This window comes from Pseudomonas sp. GW821-FHT09C09, assembly GCF_059418105.1.
Genome location: NZ_JBWKPF010000003.1, coordinates 552,613 through 570,420, shown reverse-complemented (window position 1 = coordinate 570,420; position 17,808 = coordinate 552,613). Strand labels below are relative to the sequence as shown.

15 protein-coding genes are annotated in these 17,808 nt (G+C 64.0%); 2 read left to right on the top strand and 13 right to left on the bottom strand.

Translation table 11 applies throughout. The features are described from left to right. Window positions 1-35: 35 nt before the first annotated feature. Window positions 36-1,277 (bottom strand): D-amino acid dehydrogenase, encoded by a 1,242-nt coding sequence (locus AC07NR_RS12390; RefSeq protein ID WP_495078653.1) that lies wholly within the window; start codon window positions 1,275-1,277, stop codon window positions 36-38. A gap of 108 nt (window positions 1,278-1,385) precedes the next feature. Between AC07NR_RS12390 and AC07NR_RS12385 the strand changes: the two genes are divergently transcribed. Next, the gene (locus tag AC07NR_RS12385; protein ID WP_495078652.1) at window positions 1,386-2,297 is read left to right on the top strand and encodes a LysR family transcriptional regulator; all 912 of its coding nucleotides are present in this window, start codon (window positions 1,386-1,388) and stop codon (window positions 2,295-2,297) included. Here the strand turns inward: AC07NR_RS12385 and trhA are convergent. Then, window positions 2,294-2,911 carry a PAQR family membrane homeostasis protein TrhA gene (trhA, locus tag AC07NR_RS12380; RefSeq protein WP_495078651.1) on the bottom strand — a complete coding sequence of 206 codons (618 nt, stop codon included), beginning with the start codon at window positions 2,909-2,911 and terminating at the stop codon, window positions 2,294-2,296. The two genes, AC07NR_RS12385 and trhA, sit on opposite strands and share 4 nt — an antisense overlap. A gap of 141 nt (window positions 2,912-3,052) precedes the next feature. On the opposite strand from trhA, the gene AC07NR_RS12375 reads away from it, so the two are divergent. Next, window positions 3,053-3,967, top strand: a complete 915-nt coding sequence (locus AC07NR_RS12375) for a LysR family transcriptional regulator (RefSeq protein ID WP_248742276.1) — start codon at window positions 3,053-3,055, stop codon at window positions 3,965-3,967. Between the two features lie 111 nt (window positions 3,968-4,078). On the opposite strand, the gene madM is transcribed toward AC07NR_RS12375, so the two are convergent. The 11 genes from madM to AC07NR_RS12320 form a co-directional block, all read right to left on the bottom strand. Then, window positions 4,079-4,843, bottom strand: a complete 765-nt coding sequence (madM, locus tag AC07NR_RS12370) for a malonate transporter subunit MadM (RefSeq protein WP_085709095.1) — start codon at window positions 4,841-4,843, stop codon at window positions 4,079-4,081. Window position 4,844: 1 nt separating this feature from the next. Continuing rightward, window positions 4,845-5,261, bottom strand: coding sequence for a malonate transporter subunit MadL (gene madL / locus AC07NR_RS12365; RefSeq protein ID WP_085709094.1), 417 nt, complete (start codon window positions 5,259-5,261; stop codon window positions 4,845-4,847). Window positions 5,262-5,325: 64 nt separating this feature from the next. Next, window positions 5,326-6,246: a malonate decarboxylase subunit epsilon gene (gene mdcH / locus AC07NR_RS12360; RefSeq protein ID WP_495078650.1), complete on the bottom strand. Its 921-nt coding sequence runs from the start codon at window positions 6,244-6,246 to the stop codon at window positions 5,326-5,328. Next, window positions 6,243-6,863: a malonate decarboxylase holo-ACP synthase gene (locus AC07NR_RS12355; protein ID WP_248739949.1), complete on the bottom strand. Its 621-nt coding sequence runs from the start codon at window positions 6,861-6,863 to the stop codon at window positions 6,243-6,245. The genes mdcH and AC07NR_RS12355 overlap by 4 nt, the downstream gene beginning before the upstream one ends. Beyond that, window positions 6,857-7,642: a biotin-independent malonate decarboxylase subunit gamma gene (gene mdcE, locus AC07NR_RS12350; RefSeq protein WP_495078649.1), complete on the bottom strand. Its 786-nt coding sequence runs from the start codon at window positions 7,640-7,642 to the stop codon at window positions 6,857-6,859. The genes AC07NR_RS12355 and mdcE overlap by 7 nt, the downstream gene beginning before the upstream one ends. After that, the gene (locus tag AC07NR_RS12345; protein WP_248739947.1) at window positions 7,639-8,490 is read right to left on the bottom strand and encodes a biotin-independent malonate decarboxylase subunit beta; all 852 of its coding nucleotides are present in this window, start codon (window positions 8,488-8,490) and stop codon (window positions 7,639-7,641) included. Before AC07NR_RS12345 ends, mdcE begins: the two co-directional genes overlap by 4 nt. Beyond that, window positions 8,483-8,782 carry a malonate decarboxylase subunit delta gene (locus AC07NR_RS12340; protein ID WP_003229075.1) on the bottom strand — a complete coding sequence of 100 codons (300 nt, stop codon included), beginning with the start codon at window positions 8,780-8,782 and terminating at the stop codon, window positions 8,483-8,485. Before AC07NR_RS12340 ends, AC07NR_RS12345 begins: the two co-directional genes overlap by 8 nt. Further along, a complete protein-coding gene (locus AC07NR_RS12335) occupies window positions 8,782-9,654 on the bottom strand; it encodes a triphosphoribosyl-dephospho-CoA synthase (protein WP_495078648.1) in 873 nt (290 codons plus the stop codon). The genes AC07NR_RS12340 and AC07NR_RS12335 overlap by 1 nt, the downstream gene beginning before the upstream one ends. After that, window positions 9,654-11,324 carry a malonate decarboxylase subunit alpha gene (gene mdcA / locus AC07NR_RS12330; protein ID WP_495078647.1) on the bottom strand — a complete coding sequence of 557 codons (1,671 nt, stop codon included), beginning with the start codon at window positions 11,322-11,324 and terminating at the stop codon, window positions 9,654-9,656. Before mdcA ends, AC07NR_RS12335 begins: the two co-directional genes overlap by 1 nt. 99 nt (window positions 11,325-11,423) lie before the next feature. Next, window positions 11,424-11,891, bottom strand: a complete 468-nt coding sequence (locus tag AC07NR_RS12325; protein WP_096817632.1) for a chemotaxis protein CheW — start codon at window positions 11,889-11,891, stop codon at window positions 11,424-11,426. Beyond that, entirely contained in the window at window positions 11,884-17,796 is a 5,913-nt protein-coding gene (locus AC07NR_RS12320) for an Hpt domain-containing protein (protein WP_495078646.1), read from the bottom strand. Before AC07NR_RS12320 ends, AC07NR_RS12325 begins: the two co-directional genes overlap by 8 nt. Between the last annotated feature and the right edge of the window lie 12 nt (window positions 17,797-17,808).

Here is a 17,808-nt window from a genome sequence, read left to right as displayed (position 1 = left end):
TCTCCGTTGTGGGTGGAGTGTTTTAGCAGAGACCGTTACGCCGCACGGGGATTGAACCCGTGCAGATCAATCGATGTGCGCTGCTGACCGATCAGTTCGCTGAGCAACTGCCCGCTACCGCAGGCCAGGGTGAAACCGAGCGCGCCGTGGCCGAGGTTGAGCCACAGATTGCGATACGCCGTGGCGCCCAGCAGCGGAACACCGGTGGGGGTGGCCGGGCGCATGCCGGCCCACTCCACTGCGGCGTCGTAGTGGCCGGCGTCGGGAAAGGTGTCGCGGGCCTGGCGCTTGATCAGCGCCAGCCGCTCGGGATCCACCGCCGGGTCGAAACCGACGATGTCGACCATCGCCGCCACGCGCAACTGTTCGCCGATGCGCGCGTAGACGATCTTGCGGTCGTAGTCGGTGATGCTCACATCCGGTGCCCGGTGCTCGTTGCCGATCGGCACGGTCAGGCTGTAGCCCTTCAGCGGATACAACGGCAGGCGCAGACCGGGCAGCGCCAGCAACGGGCTGCGATGGCCGGCGGCGATTACCAGTTGTTCGACCGGCAGGGTTTCGTCGCCAAGCTCAATCGCCGTGACGGCGCCGACGTTGTGGCGAATGCCGGTGACTGCCTGACCGAGGCGAAACTCGCAGCGGCCCGACGCTTTCAATCGCGCCGCCAACTGTTGGCAGAAACCGTGACAGTCGCCCACTTCTTCATCCGGCGTGTAGATCGCGCCCACAAACGGCGCGTCGGCCAGTGCCAGTTCCAGTTGCGCACATTCGGTGGCGGACAACACCTGCTGTTGTTGCGGATCGGCCAGGCCCTTGCGTGCATGGTCGAAGCTGGCGGTGTTACGGAAGGTCACCAGTTTGCCGTTGCGTCGCCAGTTGAAACCGACGAGTCCGTCGTCCTCGCGCCAGCGTTTCAGCGTGCTCTGGCTGAACAGCGCCAGACGCAACAGATGCGCCGCGTTTTCCCGGTTGACCGAGGTCCGGCACGCGGCGAGAAACGAGGCCATCCAGCGCCACTGCGCCGGGTCCAGACGCGGGCGAAGTTTCAGCGGTGAATCGCCGCGCAGCATCCAGCCGATCGCCTGCAACGGCACGCCGGCATCGGCCAGCGGCGCCACATAGCGGTAGGACAACTGGCCGCCGTTGGCGAAACTGGTTTCGCTGCCCAGCGACTGCCGCGCCTCGACCACCGTCACCTCGAAGCCGTCGCGCACCAGCGCATAGGCTGTTGCCAGGCCGATCACACCGCCGCCGATGATGCACACACGCTGAGCCATGTCAGTCCTTATTTCTATTTGAAGACGAGGCCGAGGTTAGGGTGAGGTGACAGGCGCCGAACAATGAATAAAGATGCCAGACCTATAAACAAAGGTTATGGACTCGCCATGCGCCTTCGCCACATCGAGATTTTCCAGGCCATCCGCCAGACCGGCTCGGTCAGCGCCGCTGCGCAGTTGCTGCACGTCTCGCAACCGGCGGTGACCAAAGTGCTGCAGCACGCCGAGCAGCAGTTGGGCTTTCCGCTGTTTCTGCGGGTGCGCGGCAAGTTGCAGGCGACCCCGGAAGCGCTGGAGCTGGAGCGCGAAGTCGACAAGGTCACCGAAAGCCTGCAAGGCGTGCGGCGCCTGGCCCAGAGCCTGCGTCGCGAGCCCGGCCACAGTCTGCGAATCGGTGCGACCCCGGCGCTGGCGCTGTCGTTGCTGCCGCCGGCGATCCGGCAATGGACGGCGCAGTTCCCGGACATCGCCTGCGAACTGTCGAGCGCCCACAGCCGCGAGCTGATGCAGAACCTGCTGATGCGCGAAGTGGACGTGGCCCTGACGTTGCAGTTGCCGGATCATCCGGGGCTGAAGGCGCGGGCATTGGCCTCGGGGGTTCTGGTAGCGCTGGCGCCGAAAGATTACTGGCCGGAGGAAGACGCCGGCCAGCCGCTGCCGCTGATGGCTCTGGCCGGGGCGCCGCTGATCGGGCTGTCCAGCGCCGACCCGCTGGCCGCCCGGCTCGACAGTTATCTGGAAGCAGTCGAACCGCCGCCGCGTGTGCGGATCGCCGTGCAGACGTACTCACTGGCCCGGGCGATGGTTGAATCCGGAGCTGGCGTGGCGGTGATTGATCCGTTCACCGCGCTCGGTGCCTCATCGGCCACCACCACTATTCGCCCTCTCGCCCCACCGCTGCCGATCACGCTGTACGCCGTGACCCGCGCCACCGAACCGCCGCCCCACACCTTGAATGATTTGCTGGAGATCTTCAGTCAGCGCGCCCGGGAACAACTCGACCGACTGATGCGCCCTTAAAGGACGTAAAACAGAATCGCCACAAAGTGCAGCAAACTCCCGGCGATCACGAACAGATGCCAGATCCCGTGGGCATGCCGCAACCGGTGATCAAGGGCAAAAAAGATAATCCCCACGGTGTACAACACGCCGCCCGACGCCAGCCAGGCAAATCCCGCTGTCCCCAGCGCGTCGATCAGCGGCTTGACCGCCACCAGCACGATCCAGCCCATCACCGCGTAGATCACGATCGACAGGATCCGCGCCTCGGAGCGCGGCTTGATCTCTTGCAGGATGCCGATCAGCGCCAGCCCCCAGACGATTCCGAACAACGTCCAGCCCCACGGCCCACGTAAGGTCACCAGACAGAACGGCGTGTAACTGCCAGCGATCAGCAGGTAGATCGAAAAGTGATCGACCTTCTTCATGATCGCTTTCTTGCGCCCGCGCACGCTGTGGTACACGGTGGATGCGCTGTAGAGCACCAGCAAAGTGAAAGCGTAAATCGCCACGCTGACGATCTTCCACGGGCTGCCGTCGAGGCTGGCAATCACCAGCATCCAGACGCCCCCGACAAACGCCGCTATCGCCCCGACCAGATGCGTCCAGGCGTTCAGTTTTTCTCCGTGATACATGTGTCGCACACCTCGATTTCATTACCGCAGCGCGCAAGGCTCGGGCCTTGAGCGTAAAAGCGCAATGTTTCCGTTCAACGCGGGCCTGCGCCTGTCCTGATATTTGGGCACAATCGACCGATACCAAGAAGAGTCCGCGCCATGCTGATCGACGAAGAATTGACCCTGAAGAAACTCGAGGTGTTCCTCGCCTTCATGCGCACCGGCAACCTCGCCCGCGCCGCCGCCGAGTTGCAGACCAGCAACGTCAGTGTGCACCGCGCGATCCATTCGCTGGAAAGCGCCCTGCGCTGCCCGTTGTTCAAGCACGAAGGACGCAACCTGACGCCGCTTGAAAGCGCCTATGTGCTCGAAGAGCGGGCGCAAAAGCTGATTCAGGACGTGGTCGAAAGCGTGCGCCTGACCCGCGAAGCCGCCGGGTTCTCGGCCGAGCGTTTCAAGCTCGGCTCGCTGTATTCGTTGACGGTGAAGACCGTGCCGCAGCTGATCATGGGTTTGAAGATCCGCCGCAGCGAACTCAACATCGACCTGATCCTCGGCTCGAACATCGACCTGCTCTACAAGCTGAAAAACATGGAAGTCGACGCGATCCTGGTGTCGCTGGACGACAGCGTCAACGATCCGGACTGCGAGCAGATTCCACTGTTTTCCGACGACATCTTCCTCGCCACTCCGGCCGATTCCCGCTTCGCCCAACGCAGCGAAGTGGATCTGGCAGAGGTGCGCGACGAAACCTTCATCACCCTCACCCAAGGCTTCGCCACCCATCAGGACGGCATCCGGGTGTTCAGGCAGGCGGGGTTCGAGCCGAAGGTGGCGATGCAGGTCAACGACATCTTCACCCTGCTGAGCATGGTCAGTTCAGGGGTGGGTTATGCGTTGCTGCCGGGGAGGATTGCGGCGGTGTACGAGAACCGGGTGAAGCTGATTCCGTTGCAGGAGAAGTACCGGTTGCAACAGCACATTGGCGTGGTGTTCTTGAAGGCCAAGGAGCGGGATCCGAATTTGCTGGCGTTGTTGGCGGAGTGTCGGATGTATGCCAATCGCCAGACCTGACACCCCGTCGCGCCCTTCGCGAGCAGGCTCGCTCCCACAGGGAAATGCATTCCAAATGTGGGAGCGAGCCTGCTCGCGAAAGCGTCAGCTCAGACAACTCAATATCCGAACCTAGCCCACAATCCCGCGCACGATGAAGAACAGCAGCGAAGGCCCCAGCAAACACCCAAGCCCGGTGTGGAACGTAGCCGTCAACGCCCCATAAGGCACCAGCCGCCGATCCGTCGCCGCCAGCCCCGCCGTCACGCCACTCACGGTCCCGGCCAGCCCGCCAAACACCATCGCCGAACGCGGGTTATCCAGGCCCATCCAGCGCGCCGCCACCGGGGTGCCGACCATCACCAGAATCGCCTTGATCAACCCGGTGGCAATCGACAGCGCCATCACATCCGAGGTTGCGCCAATCGCTGCTCCAGTTACCGGCCCGACGATGTAGGTCACCGCCCCCGCGCCGATGGTGGTCATGCTCACGGCATCGCGATAACCGAACGCGTAAGCCATGCACGCGCCGACAATGAACGGCAGAATCGTGCCCAGCAGCAACGCGATCACGCCAATCAACCCGGCCTTCTTCGCCTCGGTCGCCTGCACCTCGAAAGCCGTGGCAACGATGGCGAAATCCCGCAGCATCGCGCCGCCCATCAGGCCGATGCCGGAGAACAGCGACAGATCCGCCAGGCCTTTCTGTCCGCCGGTCATGGTGCCGCCCACCCACGCCAGCACCAGGCCAATGACGATGGCAATCGCCGAGCCGTGAATCCGCCCGAACGTCAGGCGTTTGGAGAGAATCACCGAGACCCACATGATCACGCCGACGAAGGCGAACGCCGTGATCAGACCGTTGTGTTCCAGACCTTTTTCAATGAGATCCCACATGTCAGCGACCTCCTACGGGTGTGCCGACCGGGGAGACTTCCGCCGGCTCGTCGGGCAAGGGTTCACCCTTGTGGGTGCGGCTGATCAGGGCAATGGTGCAACCACAGACCACCACCGAACCGATTGCCGCCAGCACCGCCACCGGGCCGCCGTGCAGGGCGGTGACGACGTTCTGTTGCGCGGCCATCGCCACCACCACCGGAATGTACATGGCGCCCCAGAAGCCGACGCCCATCTCGCAGTCCTTGGTCATGCCGCCGCGTTTTTGCATCCACAGCCGCGCACAGATCAACAGGATCATGGCGATGCCGACCCCGCCGACGTTGGATTTGACCCCCAGCAACACGCCGAGCAGGTCACCCATGATCACCCCTGCCAGCGTACAGATCGCCAGCAGCGCCACACCGTAAATAATCATTGTTGTAGTCCTCAAAGTGCATCGTCGAATGTTGTTTTTGTTGTTCGAAGCCTGAGTCGGTGATTTAGATTCTTCTGCCCTCCTCCTCACGCAACAGCGCCTGCAAGGTGTCGAGCCGGGCGCTGTCGAAGGCAGTGACAGTCCCCTGGTCGAACACCCGGCGCGCCAGCCCGGTCAGCACCGCACCGGGCGGCAGTTCGATCTGTAGTCGCACGCCACGCTCGTAGGCGCTTTGCACGGTGCCGCGCCAGTCCACCACGCGGCACATGTTGAAGGCGAGATCGTCGCGCAGCGCTTCTACCTTGGTCACAGGCCTTGCGCGACTGCCGCTCAGGTAAGCGATTTTCGGTGTTTTCAGTTCAATCTTTTTAAACGCTTCGGCGAGTATTTGCGCAGGCTCATCCAGCAACGGGCAATGCGACGGCACGCTGACCGCCAGACGTTTTGCCAGCCCGGCGCCACGGCTGCGCGCCAGCTCGGCGACCGCTTGCATCGCCTTGTCGCTGCCGGCAATCACCACCTGGTTATCGGCGTTGATGTTGGCCAGGTAAACCGGCGTTTCTGCGCCGTGCACCTGCGCCAGCAGCGTTTCGACTGTGGATAATTGCAGACCAATGATCGCGGTCATGCCGAAGCCCTGTGGATAAGCCTGCTGCATCAACTCACCGCGCAGGCTGACCAGATGCAGCGCATCACTGAAGCGCAACGCTCCGGCGACAACCGCTGCCGGATACGCACCGATGGACAGACCGGCGACGTAATCTGCGGTGAGTTCGTCCTGCAGCAACTGCCGCGAGGCCGCGACGCCGGCGATCAGCAAGCAAAGCTGAACCGCCCGGGTGCTGTGCAACGCTTCGCTCGAATCCAGCCGCAAGACATCTTCCCCCAGGCTATCGCTGGCCTCGATCAGCGTTTCCCGAGGCAAACGCTGGAGCATGCCGGGCTGCTGCGCACCCTGGCCGGGAAACACCAGCAGACTGCTCACGCTGCCTGCTCCTGCGGGTTCCATGGGTCGCTGACCAGACAGGCTTCATGGGCGTTTTTCAGCAGCACCCGCGAAGCGTTTCCGGCCCACTCGCGCAGGGCGACGGCACCGAATGGCGTCTGCAATTGCATGTCGACCCGGCAGATTGCTTGATCGAAAATCGCAACCAGTTTGCGTGCCTGATTACGGGTGATGAGTTGCGGTGTACGCAGGATCAAGTCGAGATCGCTGGCCTCGTGCATGGCTGCAAACCCGCTCGCCAGTTCAAACCCGGCACTGCCACTGACGCCCCAGATCCAACCGCAATCATCGAGCATCGGCCGCAGTTGCCGGAGCGCCTGCATGACTGGCAGATCACGCTCGCTCTCGACCTGACAAAGCGCCTCGGGACTGACCCGACAGGCAATCGAATCGACAGGCATGAACGCCGCCAGCCGCTGCTCGCGCAAACGACCGCGCACGCCCACCGCCACGAACCCGTCTTCACTCAGCGCCCGCCGCACCACCACCGGCTGCCCGGCAGCCAGCGAATCAATCGCCCACTGCGGCGCATCCGCCGGCAACTGCGCCGGCGTCATGCCCCACAGCAGGTCGTGGGCCAGAGGCATGTTCACCACTGCGCCCTCAGCAGTTCACGCACACGGCTGGAGGCTTCACGGTTTTTCGCGCCGAGACGATTGCTCAGATCCGTTGCGCCAATATCACCGATGGCTTGCTTCAGGCATTCGCCGACTCGTGCCAGATCCTCCGCTGTCGGCTGTTCGATCTGCTGCACCGACAGGGTTTCCCAGAGCAATCCGAGGCTGGCATAGCTGTCGATGTCATAGGCCATCGGCGGCACGCTGGAGGCCAGGGCTTCCAGCTCTTCGACGCTGCGCAAGGTCACCCGCGCCGCCGACGCCTTGCCCATTGCGTGCACCATCACCCCCGGATCGCGCAGGGCGATCAAGCGATTGGCCTGATAACCATGGGCCAGAAACGCTCCGGACATGGCCTTGCCCACCAGCAGCGCAATCACCGGATGCCCGGCCAGGCGAGCGCGGGCATAAGCGTCCGCCGCACCGGCCAGGGCCTGATGAATGCCGAGGGCTTCTTCGCGGCGACCATAGGCCTGGCTCGGCACATCGACGATGGCGATCAATGGGCGCTTTTGTGTTTTGTCACGGTCGGCGGTGATCGCATCATCCACAGCCTTGGCCAGGCCCCAGCCTTCGAGCAATCCGACTTCGCCGTTGCGAGCCCGAGGGAAACGGTTGTCCGGATCGGCGACCACGGCGATAAAACGCCCGAGTGCCCCGTCGGCGACCTTCAGCGAGGGCGGCAAACCTTCAACGGCATTCGCGCCAGCGCTCAGGGCGTTGAACCAGTTCAAACCGCGCACGGAATAACCGCTCATGAGCGCTCTCCTTGATACAGATCGCGAACCACCGAAGGCTCGATTTGCTTGTCAGTGTCCAGGCTCGTCAGCCGTTGCAGGAACCACTCGGCCCGCTGACTGCGCGGTTGCAGCGGCAAGCCCTGTTGCAACAACTCGCCGACCTGCTGGCGAATCTGCGCCACGTCATCGGCGACATAACGGTCCACCAGGCCACTGGCGAAACGTTGCTCGCCACCGGTCAGGCTCCAGATGAAAGGCCGGTCGCGGGAGTCGTATTCCTCGATCCCGGCTTCCTGCTCGATCACCTGCGGGCCGTTCAGGCCGAGGCGTGCTTCCTGGGTCACCAGCAAGTAGCTGCACAGGGCGGCGGCAATCGACATCCCGCCAAAGCAACCGACGCTGCCGGCCACCACACCAACCACCGGTTGGTACTGCTGCAAGTCGACAATTGCCGCGTGGATGTCAGCAATCGCAGCCAGCCCGAGGTTGGCTTCCTGCAAGCGCACACCGCCGGTTTCCAGCAGCAGGATGGCGCGGGTCGGAATGCCTTTGCGGTTGTCTTCGGCGGCCAGTTCCAGCGCGCCGGCGATTTTGGCGCCGCCGACTTCACCGAGACTGCCACCCTGAAACGCACCTTCAATCGCCGCGATCACCACCGGCAAACCGTCAAGGCTGCCCTTGGCGATCACCACGCCGTCATCGGCCTGCGGCACTACGCCCTGCCGTTCGAGCCACGGCGACATGACGCGTTGGAAGGGATCGAGCAGTTCGCGGAAGGTGCCGGCGTCGAGCAAGGCTTTTGCCCGCTGCCGTGCGCCGAGTTCGACGAACGAATGTTTGTGCAAAAGTGCCGAGGTGTCAGTCATGGCCGATCTCCTCGAAGCCTTGTTCCAGTCGCAGGCGCACCACGCCCGGCGTCGCGCCGAAATCATGGATATCGATGGCCATCGCCGGTGGCGTGGTGCCGTCGAACATCCGCGCAAACAGATGCTGCCAGCGCTGCTGCGCACCGTTGACCGAGGTCTGTACATTGATTGTCAGCTTGCCGGCCAGGCCTGGTTCGATCAGCACTTCCAGATCGCCCGAGCCGACACAGCCCACCAGCGCCCGACCGCGTGGCGGCTGCCCGGCGGGGAATTCAAAGGATAAGGTTTCCATCAAAACGCTCCCTGAAGGATGCCGTCGTGCTCGATCCGGTCGAGCAACAGCGTGGCGGCGAGCAAGTCGGCGGCGCCACCGGGCGAGGCATTCAATGCGATGAGTTGTTGATCCAGTTCGTGCAGGCGGCGGCGACCGGTGAGGCTGGCACTGCCCCCGGCATCGAGCACCGCCCGGGCGCCGTGTTGCATGGCGTGCAGGCCCGGTTCGCCGGCGCGGTACAGCACGCAGGTGTCGGCAAGGTCGGTCATGATTGCGAGCAAGGCATCGAGCCGGGCGTTCTGTTCGCCATGGCCGGCGGCGCGGCTGCGCTTGAGCTGCGGCAGTCCGCGCTGCACCACGGAGGGGAAGCCGAGCTGCGCTTCTTCCCGGGCACCGCGAGCGCCGTAGCGTTGCGCGACTTGCGCGCCGTGGCTCAGGGGGCGCGGCGCATAACGGTCATCGAGCAACGCCAGGCGTGCGGCGCGCAGAGCAACGGCGCCAGCGCTGGTGGTTTTCGTGTCCAGCGCAGCGGCCGTAACCAGCAGGCCCAACGCCCAGATCGCACCGCGATGGGTGTTCACGCCGTGGGTGGTGGCGAGCATCGCTTGCTCGCCTTCCCTTCCGATGCGGCCAATGGCTTCGCGCAGCGGCAAGCCGATCTCGCCAAACTCAAGCGCAGCCTCGGCCATTTCCTTGAACGCCGGCCACAACGCCAGCGCCGAGGCGTGCATCAATCCCAGGTGCAGGTCGGTGTGCGCACCGTTGCCACGGCGGTCGACCAGCGCCGGCTTCGGCGACAGGTCGGCTTCGTCGATCAGCGCATCTACGGCCAGATCCGCTAATCGGTCAGCCAAAGAAACAGGTTTCGCTTTCAGATTGAGTGCGTGCATTACCAGCTCCTGAACTTGGCGGGCGGGTTGTAGAGGCCGCCGGACCACTCGACCAGATCGGCCACGCTCTTCGCCGCGAGCAGTTCGCGGGTGGCGTCGGTGCGGCGGATGCCGAGGTCTTCGGGCAAGGCGATCAGGCCTTCGCGGCGCATGCGCTCGGTGTCTTTCGAGTTGTGGCGCAGGCCGATGGCGGTGACACCCGCAACGGCGGCGATCATCGCCTGACGCTCTTCCAGCGAACGCGCCTTGTACAGGTAGGCGATGCCCTCTTCGGTCAGCAGGTGGGTGACGTCGTCGCCGTAGATCATGATCGGCGCCAGCGGCATACCGCTTTTCTTCGCCACTTCCACCGCGTCGAGGGTTTCGACGAAGGTCGGTTTGCCGCCCTCCTGGAAGGTCTCGACCATTTGCACCACGAGCTTCTTGCCGCGTTCGAGCATCGGTTGCTGCGAATCGTCATGACGCATATCGAGCCATGCCGGGGTGCCGTGACGCCGGCCGCGCGGGTCGTGGCCCATGTTCGGCGCGCCGCCGAAACCGGCGAGGCGGCCACGGGTGACGGTGGAGGAATGGCCGTCGCCATCGACTTGCAGGGTCGCGCCGATGAACAGGTCCACCGCGTATTGCCCGGCCAGTTGGCAGAACATCCGGTTGGAACGCAGCGAGCCGTCACGGCCGGTGAAGAACACGTCAGGGCGGGCTGCGATGTAGTTCTCCATGCCCAGTTCGGTGCCGAAGCAATGCACGCTTTCGACCCAACCGCTTTCAATCGCCGGGATCAAAGTCGGGTGCGGGTTGAGCGTCCAGTTGCGGCAGATCTTGCCCTTGAGGCCGAGGGATTCGCCGTAGGTCGGCAGGATCAGTTCGATGGCCGCGGTGTTGAAACCGATGCCGTGGTTCAGCGACTGCACATTGTGTTTTTCGTAGATCCCGCGAATCGCCATCATCGCCATCAACACGTGCACAGGCTTGATGTGCCGAGGGTCACGGGTGAACAGCGGCTCGATGTAGAACGGCTTGTCCGCCACCACCACGAAATCCACCCACGATGCGGGAATGTCCACGCGGGGCAGTTCGCTGACGTCGTCCACCAGTTGATTGACCTGGACGATGACGATGCCATCGCTGAACGCCGCCGGTTCGATCAGCGCCGGGGTGTCTTCGGTACTCGGGCCGGTGTAGATGTTGCCGGCACGGTCGGCCATGAACCCGGCCGAGAGCACGACGTTGGGGATCAGGTCCACCACCAGCCGGGCGTAGAGTTCGATGTAGGTGTGGATTGCGCCGACTTCCAGCAGGCCGTCTTCGAGCAACTGGCTGATGCGCAGGCTCTGGGTGCCGGCAAAGGAGAAATCGAGCTTGCGGGCGATGCCGCGCTCGAACAGGTCCAGATGCTCGGAGCGGCCGACACTGGGCATGATCATGTGCAGGTCGTGGAGCTTCTCGGGATCAGCCTTGGCCAGCGCACGGGAAAGGAAATCCGCCTGCTTCTGGTTGTTGCCCTCCAGCACCACACGGTCGCCGGGCAGGATCAGCGCTTCGAGCGCCGCGACGATCCTGTCGGTGGGCAACACCACACCGTCGGCCAGCCCGCGCACCTTGTCGAGGCGCCGCTGCTTCTCGTCACGCCGCCGCGTCCAGCGCGAGTCGGGGGAAATTGTTGTTGTCATGCTCACTCCACGGGGTTCGCTGTCGTGGAGCTACCTTAGGAGTGTCGGGTGGGGGCATCAATCAAGCGCGGCGCGTAATCGTTACGCCTGGAGTAACGATTACGCCAAGCCTGCATCCACTAATAACTTCTCCAGCGCCAACAGATCCGGCACCTTCGCCACCTGTTCCCCCACCTGCACCGCCGCCTGCTCCAGCGCGCACAGCGGCACGTCGACATAACTCAACTGGCTGTCGAGCTTGTACGAGCGCGGAATCCCCTGCACCAGCAAGGCAATGAAACGCAGCGTCGGCAATCCGCCGAGGGCGTTGAGGATGACGATTCGGGCCCGTTCGCCGATGACGATCTTGTTGCCGCACGCCGACTCGAAACTCAGCAGCGGAATCTGCCGCTCGCGCCAGGTCACCCGGCCCAGATACCACGGCGGTGTATCGAGATCGAAGGCGCTGGACTGATAGTCGATCAGCTCGGCGACGGCGACGTTGGGCAGGATCAGGTTGCGATCGGCCAGCGGCAGCAACAGCCCGGTGAGCTGGCTGCTGCGCTGGTTATGACGCCGCTCATGCATGTTTTTTGCTCCACAGGGCAATGCTTTCGAGCAGCACCGATTCCTGGTACGGCTTGCCGAGGTAGTCGTTGACGCCGATGGCCATGGCGCGGTCGCGGTGTTTCTGGCCTGTGCGCGAAGTGATCATGATGATCGGCAGGTGTTGCAGGCGTTCATCGTGGCGCACCTGGGTCGCCACTTCGAAGCCGTCCATGCGCGGCATTTCGATGTCGAGCAGCATCAGGTCGGGCATGTGTTCTTCCAGCAGCAACATCGCATCGACCCCGTCCTTGGCGGTCAGTACGTTCATGCCGTGGCGTTCGAGCAGGCGGCTGGTGACCTTGCGCACGGTGACCGAGTCGTCGACCACCATCACCAGCAGCGGCTTCTGCGGCTCGCTCTCGATTTCGTGACCCGCCGGACGCTGCGGCAACCGCGCCTGCATCGCGCGGATCGGCGCCAGCAGATCGAGGATCAGCACCACCCGGCCATCGCCGAGGATCGTCGCCCCGGACACGCCCTGCACCGCCGCGAACTGCGGGCCAAGGCTCTTGACCACGATCTCGCGGGTGCCGGCCATGGCGTCGACCTGCACCGCGATGTGCCGGTCGTTGCACTGCACCAGCAGCACCGGCAGCGGCAGGCTCTGGCCGAGCAGTTTCGGCCGTGGCGCGGTTTTCAGCAGTTCGCCCAGATAACACAGCTCATAACGCTGGCCGCCGTACTCGTAGCGCGGCGGATCGTGACGGAAATGCCCGTCCAATTCATTCGGCAACACGCGGACGATGCCGTCGATGGTGTTTAGCGGAATCGCGTATTGATCCTCGCCGCACTGCACCATCAACGCGCGGTTGACCGACACGGTGAACGGCAGACGAATACGGAAATGCACGCCCTGCCCCGGCACCGAATCGATGCTCATGGTGCCGCCCAGTTGCCGCACTTCTTCGTGGACCACGTCCATGCCCACGCCGCGCCCGGAAATCTGGGTGATTTTCTCGGCGGTGGAGAAGCCCGGTTGCAGGATGAACTGCAACACTTCGCGGTCGCTGATTTCAGCGTTCGGTGCCAGCAAGCCGCGCTTGATCGCCTTGCGCCGCACGGCGTCCAGCGGCACCCCGGCGCCGTCGTCGCGGATGTCGAACACGATATCGCTGCCCTCACGGGACAGGTCGAGGCTGATCTGACCCTGAGCCGGTTTGCCGGCAGCGAGTCGCACATCGGCCGGCTCCAGACCATGGTCGACGGCGTTGCGCAACATGTGCTCCAGCGGCGCCGCCATGCGTTCGAGGACGTTGCGATCCATCTCGCCTTCAGCGTTGCCGACGGTGAACGCCACGTCCTTGTTCAGCTCTTCGGCCACCTGACGGACGATGCGTTTGAGTCGCGGCAACATGCGCTCGAACGGCACCATGCGCGTGCGCATCAGGCCTTCCTGCAATTCGGTGTTGATCCGGCCTTGCTGTTGCAGCAGGTTCTCGGCGTCGTGGGTGCGCCGGTCCAGGGTTTCCTTGAGGTCGAGCAGGTCGGAGGCGGATTCGAACAGGGCCCGGGACAACTGCTGCAACTGCGAATGGCGATCCATTTCCAGCGGATCGAATTCTTCGTAGCCCAGACGTTCGGCGTCCACTTGCTGACGGCTGAGAATCCGCCCCTGGGTTTCTGTGTCGAGCCGGCGCAACTGGTCGCGCATACGCTCGATGGTGGTTTCCATTTCGTTCAGCGCGGTCTGCGCATCGCTGACCTGTTGCTCGATACGCCCACGGAAAATCGAAGTTTCGCCCGCGAGGTTGACCAGCTCATCCAGCAGTTCGGCGGAGACCTTGACCATGTCCGCACCCGCCTCGGCAGCGGGTGCGGCGGGTTCGCTCTTCAAGGGCAACGGCAGTATCGGTGCAGGCGTTTCCACCGCCACCGGGTGGCTGAAATTCTGGATCGCGCCGATCAGTCGATCCGCCGGCGGGCATGGCTGGCCGGCGCGCACCGCATCGAGCATCTGCGCCAACCGGTCATGGCCGCGCTGCAACAGGGCAAACAGTTCGGCGCTGCTTTGCAGGGTGCCGGAGGACAGGCTTTCGTAGAGGTATTCGAGCTCATGGGCGAGGTCGCCGATGGGGCCGATTTCCACCATCCGCGCGCCGCCCTTGAGGGTGTGCAGATCGCGCAGCAGGGTTTCCACTTCCTGGCGGTTGCCGGGTTCGGCCTGCCAGCGTAGCAGCGCGGCACCGGAGTTTTCGATGATGTCGAAACCTTCTTCGAGGAAGATTTCCAGCAGCTCCGGGTCGTGTCCGGCGGCGTCATGGCTGGCGGCTTCGGGCGGCGTCTCGGAAGCGCCTGACTGGCCCTGACGGAACTGGCGGATCGCGTCGATCAGGTCCGGCGCCGGTTTCAGCGGCTGATGGTCATGCAGTTGATCGAGGTACAACGCCAGTCGTTCATGGCTTTGCAGCAACAGTCGGCCCAGTGCGTCGCTGTGGTTGTAGCGGCGATCCACCAGTCCTTCGTAGAGGTTTTCCAGCTCCTGGGCCAGGTCGCCGATCGCCTCGACCTCGGCCATCCGCGCACCGCCCTTGAGGGTGTGCAAGTCCCGTTGCAGCGACGACAGCGGCGCGCCGTTTTCCGGGTCGTTCAACCAGCGCTGCAAGGCTTGTCCGGCGCTGTCGAGAATGTCCACCGCCTCTTCGAGGAAGATCTCGACGATCTCGTCATCCGCGCCGATCCCGGTGCTTTTTTGCAGTTCGGCAGTGGCGCTGCCCAGCTCGGAAATGCTCAGAGTCCGACTGCCGTCGCTGCGGATCAGGCCCATGGCCGACGGGTCGAGGCCTTCGTCGAGCAGTTCGTGCAGCGCACGGATGCGCTGGGGTTGCGGGGTGATTTCCTGGCCGGCGGCCAGTTCGTCGAGCATGTTGATCAGCGCTTCGTGAGCCTGCTGCGCCTCATGGAAAAACCGCTCGCTGACTGCCAGGCTGCTTTCTTCCACCGCGCCATACAAGTCCAGCAAGGCTTCGCACAACACGTCCACCGGCAGCAGATCCGCCAGGTGCGCGGCCTCGCCAAGGGTCGTCAGTTCATCCAGCAGCGCACTGAGCTCCTGGCGCTCGCCGGGATGCTGCTGCCAGCGCTGCAAGAGGTTTTCGGCGTCGAGCAGGATGTCCATGCCCTGGGCCAGAAAGTTGTTGATCAGTTGCGGATCGCGCTTGACCCGCAGGGCACTGCTCGGTGCGTTGAGGATGGATTCCAGCCGCTCGCTCAGCAGGGTTTCGGTACGCTTGATCAGCGACTGCGCACCGACAATCGGCGCCAGCGGATCGTGCTTGAGCTGGCGCAGGCCGACGCGGAACAGGCCTTCGGCTTCCAGCAGCAATTCCACTTCGTCGAGGTCCAGCGCCAGTTGGTGGGCCTTGAACTCCCGGGCCAGTTTGTCCAGCGGCGCCGCCAGTTCGGCGATCGGCAATACGCCGGCCATCGACGCGCTGCCCTTGAGGGTGTGCAGCGCTCGCTGCAGTTCGTCGCTGGCCTGCAACGGCACGTGTTCGGCAGCCTGATCGAGGAAACGATTGAGGCTGGCGAGGTGGGTTTCGGCTTCGTTGCGGAAAATCTCCAGCAACAGCGGATCGAGCGCTGCGACGTCTTCCGCGTCTTCGGCCGGCAGCGGCGTGTCGCCCTTGGCCAATGCATGGGCCCGGGCCGCGAGGTGATCGACATCCTGGCGCTGACGCTGACCATTGATGGCGAATTCGGCGATCAGGTCCGGCAACAACAGCAGCGTATCGGCGAGCAATTGCTGCACCGCCGGCGCCGGTTCGACGCTGTGTTCCAGCACACGATTGAGCAGGTTTTCCACCGCCCAGGCCAGTTCGCCGAGCACCAGCGCACGGACCATGCGTCCGCTGCCTTTCAGGGTGTGAAAGGCCCGGCGCAGCTCACTGAGGGCTGCGCGGTCCTGCGGGTCGGCGGTCCAGCGCGGCAGGTAGTCGCGCAGCACATCGAGCACTTCCTCGGTCTCTTCGAGGAACACTTCACGCAACTCATCGTCCACCGGTTCTTCATCGGCGGGCGGCGGCAGCAAGCTGCCGGGCGTAGTCAGTGCCGGCGGGTTGACCGCCGACACAGGGCTGGCCAGCACATCGGCCAGCGACTGGGCGATTTGCGGATCATCGAGTTCCTGCAGGTCCTGCATGACCAGCGCTTCGCTGGGGCTGAGCACATCTTCGAGCACGGGCACATGCTGTCCACTGGGCGGCTCGTCAGGAAAGTAACCGAGACGGGCCAGACTTTTCTGCGCGACATCCAGCAATTGCTCGCTCGGTGCCTGCGGGTCATCGGTCAGGCGTTCGAGGTAATACTCGAGACTGGTGATGACGTCCGCGAGGTTATCCAGTTGCTGCCAGCCCGGCTCGTGGGGATCGAGCAGCAGATGCTCGCGAATAAAGCCGTTGCAGGCTTCCAGCAGGCTCGCCGCACGGGTCAACGGAATCATCGCCAGCGCGCCACGCACCTGGGTCAGCAGCGCCGGCAACGGTTGCAGTTGCTGGCGATCCCAGTCGGCGTCGATGTAGTCGACGATCATGTCCTTGGCCTGTTGCAGGCAGATGCGTGCTTCCTTGATCACGATCTGGTGGATCTGCGTCAGGTCGGTGGTGGGCAGGCGCGAGTCTTCCGGGCTCTCCGGTTCCACCGTGCCGACCATCCCGGCCAGCGTCGCTTCGACGTAGAGCAAGGCGCCGGCGACGTCCATCAGCGTGGCATCGTTCGGTTCGCGCTGGCCCTGAGCGAGGCTGAGCACCACCGCCAATTGATCGATGATGACCTTGCGCGGCTGGCCGAAACCGAGCACCGCGAGGGTGTCGGCGATCTGCCGCAGCGGCGCCAGCAGGCTGTCCAGATCCGAGGTGTGCTGGCGGTCGCTGCGCACGAACAGATCGAGGCGTTCCTTGACCCGCACCAGCTCTTCGCACAGCGCCGCGAGCACCGAGCGCATCGCATCGCGGTCGGGGCCGGCCAGGCGCGCGCGTTCTTCGTCGACCATCGCGCTGTCAGGCAACGCGTCGTCCAGGGAGTAGCGATCTTTCATGGTCAGCATCTGCCCGGTGGGATGTTCGGCTTTGGCAATATAGAACAGCAGGCTTTTGAACAGCTCGGGCGGCGGTGGCTGGTTGAGGCCGGCCATGCCTTGTTCGAGCAGGCGCTTGAGTTCCTTGTCGGCGTCCTTGAACAGGCTGCGCAGGGCCGGACTGTTGGCGATCCGCCCTTCGCGCATGCCCTCGACCAGCGCCGAGGCGACTTGCCACAACGGACTCAAGGGTGCATCGCCGCTCAAGGCTTCGAGACGGGTGAAGACTTTGCTCAGGTAACCGAGGTGCGTCTGATCGTCCTGTTCGCGGAGCAAGCCCACCAGCGCCATCTGCAACATTTGCCGCAACTTGCGCAGCACATTGGGTAAATCGGCCGGTTCCAGCAGGGCCAGCGCTTCCTGACTCAGCGGCGGCAACTCCGGCAATTGCGGGCTGAACAGGCTGGTCTCGGACAACAGACTTTCGCCCCGGGCGCTGCGCAGATCGTTGATCAGCGGCAGTACCACCAGCGGCAAGTCACGGCGAGCACTTTGCACGCGTTCGAGGTAGGTCGGCAGTTGGCCGAAGGCCTGCAACAGCAGGTGCAAGGCTTCGTCGCGGTGGCTGACGCGGTCGTTCTGCAGGGCTTCGACCAGATGTTCCATCTCTTCGGCGAGCAAGGCCGCGCCGTAGAACTCGACCATCTGCAGGCTGCCGTGGACCTGATGGATGCACGCCAGGCACTCGTCCAGCCCGGGCACCGACTGCGGATCGTCGAGCACGGCTTCGATGGCCTGATGCGCCTGCCTCAGCGTTTCGGCAATTTCGCCCTTGACCCATTCGAGGGCCACGTAGTCGTGCCGGTCGCCCATAACCACTCCGCT

What these genes read in the sequence shown, in the direction of transcription:
- madM (WP_085709095.1), bottom strand. Translation starts at nt 4,843, where the DNA reads ATGTGGGATCTCATTGAAAAAGGTCTGGAACACAACGGTCTGATCACG.
- mdcE (WP_495078649.1), bottom strand. Translation starts at nt 7,642, where the DNA reads ATGAGCGGTTATTCCGTGCGCGGTTTGAACTGGTTCAACGCCCTGAGC.
- mdcA (WP_495078647.1), bottom strand. Translation starts at nt 11,324, where the DNA reads ATGACAACAACAATTTCCCCCGACTCGCGCTGGACGCGGCGGCGTGAC.
- AC07NR_RS12345 (WP_248739947.1), bottom strand. Translation starts at nt 8,490, where the DNA reads ATGACTGACACCTCGGCACTTTTGCACAAACATTCGTTCGTCGAACTC.
- AC07NR_RS12390 (WP_495078653.1), bottom strand. Translation starts at nt 1,277, where the DNA reads ATGGCTCAGCGTGTGTGCATCATCGGCGGCGGTGTGATCGGCCTGGCA.
- AC07NR_RS12340 (WP_003229075.1), bottom strand. Translation starts at nt 8,782, where the DNA reads ATGGAAACCTTATCCTTTGAATTCCCCGCCGGGCAGCCGCCACGCGGT.
- trhA (WP_495078651.1), bottom strand. Translation starts at nt 2,911, where the DNA reads ATGTATCACGGAGAAAAACTGAACGCCTGGACGCATCTGGTCGGGGCG.
- AC07NR_RS12325 (WP_096817632.1), bottom strand. Translation starts at nt 11,891, where the DNA reads ATGCATGAGCGGCGTCATAACCAGCGCAGCAGCCAGCTCACCGGGCTG.
- AC07NR_RS12320 (WP_495078646.1), bottom strand. Translation starts at nt 17,796, where the DNA reads ATGGGCGACCGGCACGACTACGTGGCCCTCGAATGGGTCAAGGGCGAA.
- AC07NR_RS12335 (WP_495078648.1), bottom strand. Translation starts at nt 9,654, where the DNA reads ATGCACGCACTCAATCTGAAAGCGAAACCTGTTTCTTTGGCTGACCGA.
- AC07NR_RS12375 (WP_248742276.1), top strand. Translation starts at nt 3,053, where the DNA reads ATGCTGATCGACGAAGAATTGACCCTGAAGAAACTCGAGGTGTTCCTC.
- madL (WP_085709094.1), bottom strand. Translation starts at nt 5,261, where the DNA reads ATGATTATTTACGGTGTGGCGCTGCTGGCGATCTGTACGCTGGCAGGG.
- AC07NR_RS12385 (WP_495078652.1), top strand. Translation starts at nt 1,386, where the DNA reads ATGCGCCTTCGCCACATCGAGATTTTCCAGGCCATCCGCCAGACCGGC.